The following is a 10,218-nucleotide window of genomic DNA, read 5'->3' on the forward strand; positions in this document are numbered from 1 at the left end:
TTCGGACAGGGCTTTACACCGGTTGTTTAACTAAGGCGCGGTAACCGTCTGGGTACTGTCAATAATAATAGTATCATCATCACTAGCTCCTGCGGTTAATGCCGTACCCACGGACGTAGTCTTTATACCGATGAATTTACCCGGACCATAAGGACTGGCAGTGCTATTGGTATAGATGTCCAGGTTGGTAGCAGTAAACGCTACCCCCCCTATGGTATCAGCGCTGGCATACGGATTAGTCAAATTCGTGGTGCTTCCAATCTGTATGACCGATGTGGTGGCCGCAAACGTTATCTGGCCGGGGGTACTACCGTGCCAGCTGAGAATTATCTGTCCGGCCTTGGCGCTGTCGCTGCCCCCCAGATCAATGGTGGTATTTGCCGCAATAGTCAAGCTGCCGGCTCCCGGGTTCTGCGTGATGGTCGCGCCGGGCCCCTGGGCGCTAAGGGTTGTTACCCCTGTCGCCGCGATGGTAATGCCGCCGTTCGTATCTCCGGTTAACGTGATGCGATCCGCGCCTTTCGCCTGCCAGCCGGAACCGCCGACGATCTCCGTGGGATATATGCCATTGGTGGGTGTGCCCGCGACGACCTTGCCCGTACCGGTAAGGATCGCGCCGCCCTCACTGGCGCTGGCGCCGGCTATAAGGCTGAGCCCGGCGTAAGTAGCACCCGTATTGCCGAGGACGAGGATCCCGTTTATCTCCAGGGTATCCTTGGCCTGTATGGGGTTATCTACTGTTAAGGTAGCCGTTCCCTTGGCAAGCTTCAGATGACGGTCGCTTAGCTCAACTTCAGCCCCTGTTGCCAATTGATAGATACCGGAGGGGGAGAGGGCGGTGGCATCCCCCACATACTCGGTACCGCCCAGGTTGACGCTGCCGCCTGTTTTCACCAGGAACTTACCTTCGGGACCATAGCTTATAATCTTGGAACCATCCCCCGGGGTCGAAAATCCACTGAATTCCGGGAAGTTAAGTGAGGCCCCAGCGCCAATCTCGACGGTTCCGTTTATCGTGATGGGGGGCTCGGTAATACCGGAATCGGTCGTCAGGTCCGTCATCAAATCAAGGCCGGCGCTCGCGCCCTCCAGGACCAGGGTCGCCCCTTCCTCCACGTTAAAGGTACTCTTTTCGGTGACGGTAAGGGGGCTGTTTATGGTGGTCTTGCCGGAAATCACGAACTCAACCTCCGCCGCCGCATCGTATTTCACGTTAAGCCACGCATAACTCCCCAGTTTAACCGGATTGTCCAGCTTGTAGTTTACATTTCCGTTGGGCACCGAGAGGGTTGCGCTGTCCGGGAGTTCCAGTTCCTTCAGCGCCGTCAGGGTAGCGGCGGAGGATAGAATCTGAACGGTGGAAGCCTTGCCGATGAGGAGTTTGGTCAGGGTATCAAAGGTGTTGGTGTTTCCGGCGGCATTGTTCTGTGCTATGAACTCCGCGCTTCTCCCCAGGGTGATTACCGAGTCCGCGGGAAGGGCGATTGACGGACTCTCTGAGTAAAAGGTTCCGTAGTCGCCGATGTCGATGAGTGTTGCCGCGGCAAGGGTTGCGCTGTTCGCGCCAAGCGCGCCGGCTACCGGATGATCATCCGCGCTGGCGATCCGGGTGTTGTTATCGGTCTTTACCTGGGATATGGTCAGTTTCTCGATTGCAGCAAAGCTTGCGTTGTTCGCCAGAAGCCCGCCGTTTACGGTGAGGGTATGGGCGGGGTCCGTGGTGTCCGTTATCGCGGCGCTGGTGGTAATGAACGCCCCAGGGGGAATGATCGGGGGTAATTCGCCGCCCTCGGTATAGACCGTATAGCGGCGGGACGCCGACGGGGAAACCCCGGTGGTAAGGAGGTACGTTACCGTATGCGCGGGGCCAAGAAAGTCGTCACCCACATCACCAGGAACACCATTGTCACTAGCATCGGCGCCTATTACCAGGTGCCCCTGCCCCGCGGCGGCCCAGGCCAGGGCCGGGGTGAATCTGTCGTGTGAGGAGGTATCAGTGGGGGCGCGGATGTCGGTCGCCTTGAGCGCAAGGGTTCCGCCGGCCTTTACAAATACCCGTTCCCCAATAACCGTGTATACCGCCAGTAAAGTTTCACTGTGATAATCCGCCACGTCCAGCGCGGAGACGCCGATGGCAAGACTGCCGTATACGTCCACCGTTCCCTTGACGAGGAGCTTACCCGCCAGAGGAGGAGTTGTATCGGTAGAGGTCGCTACGTCAGTCACCAGCACGAGGGCGGCCCCGGGCTGTACGATGATGTTTTGGGTCAACGTAGTCGTCGCAGAGGTAGTATCCTCCAGATAGACGGTTTTACCGGTGGGGATGGTCAGGGTATTGCTGAAAGTCAGCGAAGTTCCCTGATAGGCAATGTGGGTCACCCCGTTATCGCCCAACAGACCCAGCAGTTCGTCAAATCCCCTGGCATTGCTGCCATTGACAAAAACCGTACCCGGCGGATAGTCGAACCGGGCGTCCACGATCCGGTCAACGTACTCGGTTTCCCCGGAAGGGTTCGAGCACCCAACAAAGGCGAATAAAACCAGCAGCGCCAGGGCTGCAGCTCCCAAAAACAGACTCTTTTTCAACATAGAGTCCTCCTTAATGAATATGCACCCAGGATTAGATCCGGGGTGTCCCCGGCGCCCAAAAGATACCTTGGGCGCCGGGGGAATAAAGAGGACCTACGCATTGTAAAATTTGCCGTGGTGGGCTACAATTACCTTGCGTAAGTGCAAACCCTGGTGGCAGTGCAGACTTACCAGGAATGACACTGCCCCAGGGTCCCTCTTTTTTAGAGACCTTGAAGAACCTAACCGCTGCAAATAGCCAGCGGCCGGATATAATTCCCCGTTAAGGGATTATTATATATTATATCACACTTTGGTTCAGAAATCTTGTTTTTTTGAAAAAAATTTAAAAAAAATGCAAAAAAAATACGCCGGGGCGGGTTTTGGCGAAAAATGCCCCCAACGGGACCTCCCTTACCTTCATTCGGAAGCCGTCAACGACCATTTGAAATCTGTCCGCCTATATACATAATTTAAGAAATTCACCACGAAGGCGCATAAGGCGGGTAAGGAAGGGAGAAAATACGTGCTTGGAAGGCGGGTTTGTTGACCCTTGCTAAGTACCCGGCCTTCTTTTTCCTGGTAAAAATTGATAAATTCGGTTATACTCTTTGTATATGTTTACCGATTGTATCATTATGGCCGGGGGATCCGGGACCAGGCTTTGGCCCGCCAGCAATTCCAAACGGCCCAAGCAGTTTTTATCCGCCCCGGGGAACCCCACCTTTTTTAATGCCGCCCTGGAGCGGGCCCTGGCCGTTACCGGCGGGGAAGGGCGGGTTATTATCATCACCGGGGAGGGCCAGGTCCCCCATATCATCGGCGCCTGCGCGGGCCTTGACGAAAAGGACCGGAAACGCCTGGTGGTAATCCCCGAGCCCCAGGCCAAAAATACCGCCCCCGCCGTCCTCTGCGGCGCCCACTATGCCGAAGCTTCCTGCGGCGAAGACCGGATCATCCTGGTCCTGACCAGCGATCACCTCATCCGGCCTTTGCCGGCCTTTGTCCTGGACGCTTCCGCGGCGGCGGCCTATGCCCGCGACTCCTTTTTGGTGGTTTTTGGCATTCCCCCCACCAGCCCCGCTACAGGTTATGGGTATATCGAAACCGCCTCAGGCTTGCCTAGCAAGCCCGGCTTGCCCGGCAATCCCGGCTTACCTAGCAAGCCCGGCCTTACCAACAAACCGGGGGGGCCGCAGGTGTACCGGGTACATTCGTTCTGTGAAAAGCCGGACCGGGCGACCGCGGAGGCCTTCCTTGCTGCCGGACGCTTTTACTGGAATTCGGGGATGTTCGCCTTTTCTTCCCGGTTTGTGATCGACGAATTCCGGCGGAACGCCCCGGAATTGTTCCGCCCCTTTGAGCGGCTTTGCCGCCCCGGTAAGGGGGCCTATACCGCCGAGGGGGGCATCCGGGTCCTGCGGGAATGGCCGGGGCTTAAAGAAGCCTACGGGGAGGTAAAAAGCATATCCTTTGACTATGCGGAAGCTGAAAAATGTACCCGTACCGTCATGGTGGTGGCGGATTTTGAATGGCTGGATGTGGGGAGCTGGGACGAGTACGCCAAATTATCCGGTACCGGGGCCGCGGAGGTATACGAAGCCGGTTCAGCGGGGTGTTTTGTGGACGCCGATATTCCGGTCGCCCTCTGCGGGGTAAAGGACCTTATCGTGGTGGTCCGTTCGGGGAAAGACGGCGGCCCCCCCTCGGTTTTAATATCCCAAAAGGGGAAAACCCAGGGGGTTCGGGAAATTGTGGAAAAAATTCGGGCCGCGGGCAGGACAGAACTGCTGTAATCGGGTATAATGCTATCATTTAAAATAGGCTCCACTAAAATTTTATAGCGAGGTTAGATAATGGTTATTTTGACACTGAATTGCGGATCATCCTCCGCAAAATACCAGGTTTATGATTGGGACGCGAAGGATATCCTGGCCGTCGGGGTTGTTGAACGGGTCACCCTGGGGGATTCTTTTATATCCCACAAGGCAAAGGGGAAGGAAGAGTATACGGTTAAACATAACTGTCCCACCCATACGGATGCGGTGGACCTGATCATCAAAACCCTCACCGACCCGGAACATGGGGTTATCACGGATATGTCGGTGATCAAGGCCGTGGGACACCGGGTCCTCCACGGCGGGGACAAATTCATCAAATCGGTTATCGTGGATGACGCCGCCATGCGGGCCTTTAACGAGGTGAAGGATCTGGGGCCCCTCCACAACCCCGCCAATATCATGGGGATTGAGGCGGCCCAAAAGGTCCTCCCCACCGTACCCCACTGCGCGGTGATGGATACCGCCTGGCACCAGACCATGCCCCCGGCGTCCTTTCTCTACGCGGTGCCCTACGAATGGTACGAGAAGTATTCGGTCCGGCGCTACGGCTTCCACGGGACCAGTTTCCTCTACACCGCCAAACGGGCCGCGGTACTCCTGGGGAAGGACCCCTTCAAGACGAACCTCATCATCGCCCATTTGGGGAACGGATCTTCCATCAACGCGGTAAAAGACGGCTGTTCCTTCGAGACCAGCATGGGGATTACCCCCCTGGAAGGGCTCGTGATGGGGACCCGTTCCGGGGACGCCGACCTGGCCATGCCCTTCTACGTGATGCGGAAGACCGGCATGAGCGCCGCGGAAATGGAGAATACCCTGAACAAAAAATCAGGGCTTTTGGGTATTACCGGCCAATACGCCGACCGCCGGGACATCCAGGCCGCGGTTCTTAACGGGGATGAACGGGCAAAGCTGGCCCAGGACATGGAAGCCCACCGGGTCAAAAAGTACATCGGGGCCTACCAGGCGGTGCTCGGCCGGGTGGACGCCCTGGTCTTTACCGCCGGGGTAGGGGAGTTCGCCGCCTTTATGCGGAAAAAGATCCTCGACGGCCTTGAGGGGATCGGCATCGTCTACGACCCCAAAAAGAACGAACTGGCCCATACCCGGAACACGGAAACCATTATCTCCGCGGCTAATTCCAAGATCCCGATCTACATTATCCCCACGGACGAGGAATTGGTAATGACCGAAGACGCCTACGCCCTGATGGCGGGGACCTACGATATACACACCAAATTCACCTATTCCTTCCAAAGCAAGGACTACGTGAATAAGGGCCGGGCCGCGGGGCTCAAGGAAGAATTGGCCAAACACCCGGAACTGGCATCCATCATCGCCGTACCGAAATAGCTAACTCCGCGCAGAGTGAAGCTGTTGCTATTTGTCTAAACGCTTAGACAACTAAGGAGTCGTACTCCGCACGGAGGCTGTTTCAAATTGGAACAGCCTCCATAGTTAAATCTTAGGACAGCATCCGGATTTTATTTTACCTGTTTTTTACAAATAACAAGCAAAGGTTTAACATTTCACTGTTGTAATAAGAAGCATCTTTTTTTTAAGGAGCTTCCACATGAAGACCACGTTCTGTCTTGTCTTGTGTTTTCTTGGCTTATCCTGGTATCCGGTCTATGCTATGCCGGGTAGAGATACGGAGAACAGCGTACCGCCCCGGCAGGAGATCAGCCTTAATTTTGCGACCGGCGGGGATACCAACATGGTTGAATTCTTTGAAAACCATATCGGACCTGCGTTTAGGGCAAAATATCCCCATATTAGGATTAATGTTGTTCATACGGGAACAGGGGATGACGGGTCCCGCGCTATTTATACCAAATGGAAAGCCCAGCTTGATGCGGGCCGCGGCGATTGGGATATGGATGCCGCCTGTGTCAATCAGTCGGTCATGGAAGATTTGATAAAGAATAACATTATCGTTCCCTATGTGCCCCAACTCAGTAATGCCCGGTATGTAAATACCCCCGCATCTGAATACAGTTTAGGGGCTGATGTAAAGGGCTATGTGGTTCCCCTGTTTCAATCCCAGGTTGTATTGGCCTATAATCCCGCCCGGGTGAGCACCCCTCCGAAAAATTTCAATGAACTGGAAGCGTGGATCAAAGCCCATCCAAACAAATTCGGCTACAATGGCGTGGTTGGGGGTATGAGCGGCGTAGGTTTTACCGCCGGATGGCTTTACGCGAAAAGTGAAAATTACCGAACCATTGCGATAGGCCCCTACAATACCGGCATTACCGGAACCTGGCCGGGGATTATAAAACAATTAAAAGATCTGCCGGTGGTTATTACCCAGGGTAATGCGGGTACTCTGGATATGCTTAACCGGGGCGAAATTGATATGGGTCCGGTTTGGGTAGATATGCTGCTGCTCTGGAAATCGGATGGACGGATGAACCCCAATATCAAAATGACCCTGCCCGAACCAGGGCTGCCCGGACAGCCGATGTACCTGGTGGTGGCAAGCAAGGGGAAGAATGCCGAGGCGGCCCGGCTGTTCTGCGATTTTATGGCTGACCCGGCGGTGCAAGCGGAGTTTGTGGTGGGCAAATACACCTGGTATCCCGGTATAGACCCCAGTGCGGTTTTTGCCAAATGCAGCGAAGAATCCAAAAAGCTCTTGTTTGGGGAAATTTCTCCCGAAGAAATAGCACAAAAAGGCTTGGCCCTTCCCCTGGCCCCTTATATGACCGAAATGCAGCGGGTCTACGCCGAAGTACGGTAAACAGAATGCATCATGGTCTATTCCATTGTCAGGATGGAGTAGACCATGATTTTTTAAAGGACCGGTTATGCAAAATCCAGTCAAAGCAGCGGTACCGCCAAAGAACAGTGGATTAACGGGTAGTCTGCCTCGTGAAAAAACCATATATAGCATAGTGGGGATGCTCATTGTACTGCCGCCGGTTATGCTCATTTGTGTTGAATATGTATATCCCTTTATGATGTCTTTTATTTCGAGTATGCAGTATCAAGGCAGGGTATCTTTCGGAAACTACACCTATGCCTTCAAGGTTTACGGAAGGGACATTTTTTTTACAATATACGTTTCTTTTCTTTCCCTGCTGGCCGTCATGTTGATTGCGATATTCCTCGGCGGATACCTGACCATAAAATCAAACCGCATTATCGAATTTTTTTTTAAGATACCCCTGTTTATCCCCTTTGTGGTGGTAGGTCACGCCATGCGGACTTTTCTTGCCCCCAAGGGCTTGTTGAATTCGTTGTTAAGCCAGATTCATGTGATCAATCTGGAAGATCCGCCCGGCTTTATTTACGGAGCCCCGGGGATTGTTATTTCCCTTGCCTGGAAACAAATGGCCTTTGCCCTGCTCCTGGTTATGTCCGCCTTCCGCTCGGTTGATCAGAGTTACCTTGAAGCCGCCCGTAACTTTGGGGCATCGACATATAAACAGATTGCGGATTTTCTGATTCCCCTTTCCCGGGGGAATATCGGTGTTACCGCAATTTTGATTGTATCATCATTTTTACAAAATTTTTCAGTGGTAATGATGATGGGGAACGGAGGAGGGGCAAAACATATTATGCTTGATATTTTTCACAGTATTAATTACTTAAATGATATGCCCCTGGCAAATGCCCTGGGGGTAATCTCCTATTTGCTTGCCCTGGGGGCGGCGGTGATTTATCTTCGGGAAGGATTAAAAAAAGATGAATCCTAGCGCGCTTGGCCTGCGGCCGCCAAGTATCCTCAAGATGGCGGCTAAACTGTCGGCCTACGTCCTTACGGTCTTTATTATTATCGGTCCCCTATCGGGTCTTGTCATTTGGAGTTTTGCGGCTAAATGGTATTGGCCGCATCTTTTACCCTCCGAATGGGGCCTTTTTTATTGGGCAAAGGCATTTCAAGGCCAGTTAATGAAATCTTTTCTTAACGGCATTACTATCGCGGTAATGGTAACGGTCTTTGTGGTACTTATGGCGGTTCCCCTGGCCTATGTCCTTGCCCGTTACCGGATTCCGTTGAAACGGATTATTCTTGTGCTGTTTCTCCTGCCGCAGGCCTTTCCCTCCCTTCCCATATTCGCCAATCTTTCTACCCTGTTTTACCGTTGGGGGGTGGCGGGTAATATGGTCGGCGTTATTCTGGTCCATATCGGCGGGGCGCTTATCTATTCACTATGGACCATGGTATCGGTCTTTCAGTCTATTCCGCTTGTTCTGGAAGACGCAGCGGCCTCTATGGGCGCCAGGCGGATACGGACTTTTTTTGATGTGTCCCTGCCTCTGGCTGTTCCCGGTATAGCCGCTTCAAGCCTTTTGGTTTTTTTGTTTTCTCTGGATGAATTTACCGGAACGCTTCTAATCGGTTCTCCCTTTGTCAGAACCCTTCCGGTACAAATGTATCTTGCCTCCATTGGCTATGAGATGCAGATCGCTTCGGTAACCAGTTTGATCATTACCATACCGGGTATTCTACTGCTCTTCTGCTTTGAACGATTTATGAAAGCGGAATATCTTTCCTCCTTCGGGAGGCTTTAACGGGAGAGATTGTATGACCCAAGTGAAGCTTAAACATATCATTAAAACATATAAAAAAAATACGGCCCTTGACGATGTTTCCCTGACACTGGAACCGGGAACGATGACGGCTGTTTTGGGGCCTTCGGGCTGTGGAAAGACAACGCTGCTGCGTATCCTTGGTGGTTTCCTCAATGCGGATGCCGGAAGGATTTTTTTTAACGATAGTGACGTTACTCTTTTGCCGCCCCAGGATCGTGGGGCGGCGCTGGTATTTCAGAATTACGCGCTCTGGCCGCACATGTCGGTGTTTGATAATATCGCCTATGGGTTGAAGCTCCGCAAGGTCCCAAAACAGGAAATAAAAGAACGGGTTCATAACATAGTGGCCCTGGTTGATCTTGATGCGGAGGTCCTTGAAAACAGCCGGAGACCTGCCCAGTTATCCGGTGGTCAGCAGCAGCGGGTCGCCCTGGCCCGGTCCCTGGTGATTGAACCGTCCCTGTTACTCCTGGATGAACCCTTATCCAATTTGGATGCAAAAGTCCGTTCCCGGCTTCGAATATATATTCGGGAGCTGCAGCAGAAGATAGGTATTACCGCCCTATATGTTACCCATGATCAGGAAGAGGCCCTTTCCATTGCCGACAAAATTGTCGTTATGAACAAGGGAAAGATTATGCAGATTGGTACGCCGGAAGCAATTTATTCAAAACCAGCCAATGTGTTTGTGGCGGAATTTATCGGGGACAGCACCATTCTTCAGGGCACGGTGGGAGAAGATAATACCGTAATCCTGGCAGATACCGTGATTAGCGGTATTCCAATACACTCATCGGATGCCACTACTCCCGTACCGGGTGACGCGGTGAACATCATTGTCCGATCGGCGGATTTTAAAATATTCCCCGTGGAACAGGATGTTTCCGATATGGAAAATATGCTTTGTTTCCATGCGGAAGTTAAAAGCAGTATGTTTATTGGATCACAATACAAAAACCACATCCGTCTGCACAACTATAGTTTTTTCGCCGATTGGGAAACAGATTGCTCCGGGCGTACGGTAAAACTGATAATCCCCAAAGAAAAAATACGTATGTTCAGTTTTTAGAGATTCCCTTGCCCTAACTACTTTTGTCCCATGAGCCGTCCCTACATGGCTTGGAAAAGAACCGTAAAACAGGTATACTTATAAAGAGCGGTATTCTCTAAAGGACAGACGATCGGATATGATGAAAGAACGGTTAAACCCTCTCAATGATTACATTTTTCTCAGAATCATGGGGGAAAAGGGGGACGAGGAACAACT

The 10,218-nt window shown here is 52.6% G+C and carries 7 protein-coding genes; 6 read left to right on the forward strand and 1 reads right to left on the reverse strand.

What is annotated here, in order from left to right:
* Positions 1 to 30 precede the first annotated feature (30 nt).
* A complete protein-coding gene (locus tag LQZ21_RS12395) occupies positions 31 to 2,589 on the reverse strand; it encodes a hypothetical protein (protein ID WP_411044828.1) in 2,559 nt (852 codons plus the stop codon).
* A gap of 596 nt (positions 2,590 to 3,185) precedes the next feature.
* Here LQZ21_RS12395 and LQZ21_RS12400 point away from each other — a divergent pair.
* The 6 genes from LQZ21_RS12400 (at position 3,186) to LQZ21_RS12425 (ending at position 10,020) form a co-directional block, all read left to right on the forward strand.
* The gene (locus LQZ21_RS12400) at positions 3,186 to 4,364 is read left to right on the forward strand and encodes a mannose-1-phosphate guanylyltransferase (RefSeq protein ID WP_411044829.1); all 1,179 of its coding nucleotides are present in this window, start codon (positions 3,186 to 3,188) and stop codon (positions 4,362 to 4,364) included.
* Between the two features lie 60 nt (positions 4,365 to 4,424).
* Positions 4,425 to 5,762, forward strand: coding sequence for an acetate/propionate family kinase (locus LQZ21_RS12405; protein WP_411044830.1), 1,338 nt, complete (start codon positions 4,425 to 4,427; stop codon positions 5,760 to 5,762).
* A gap of 220 nt (positions 5,763 to 5,982) precedes the next feature.
* Entirely contained in the window at positions 5,983 to 7,152 is a 1,170-nt protein-coding gene (locus tag LQZ21_RS12410; RefSeq protein ID WP_411044831.1) for an extracellular solute-binding protein, read from the forward strand.
* A gap of 217 nt (positions 7,153 to 7,369) precedes the next feature.
* Positions 7,370 to 8,110, forward strand: a complete 741-nt coding sequence (locus LQZ21_RS12415; RefSeq protein ID WP_411044832.1) for an ABC transporter permease — start codon at positions 7,370 to 7,372, stop codon at positions 8,108 to 8,110.
* Positions 8,100 to 8,930, forward strand: a complete 831-nt coding sequence (locus LQZ21_RS12420) for an ABC transporter permease (protein ID WP_411044833.1) — start codon at positions 8,100 to 8,102, stop codon at positions 8,928 to 8,930. Before LQZ21_RS12415 ends, LQZ21_RS12420 begins: the two co-directional genes overlap by 11 nt.
* Before the next feature lie 13 nt (positions 8,931 to 8,943).
* Positions 8,944 to 10,020, forward strand: coding sequence for an ABC transporter ATP-binding protein (locus LQZ21_RS12425; protein WP_411044834.1), 1,077 nt, complete (start codon positions 8,944 to 8,946; stop codon positions 10,018 to 10,020).
* Positions 10,021 to 10,218: the final 198 nt, after the last annotated feature.

This window comes from Treponema sp. TIM-1, from assembly GCF_046533115.1.
Taxonomy (GTDB): domain Bacteria; phylum Spirochaetota; class Spirochaetia; order Treponematales; family Breznakiellaceae; genus JAIRMO01.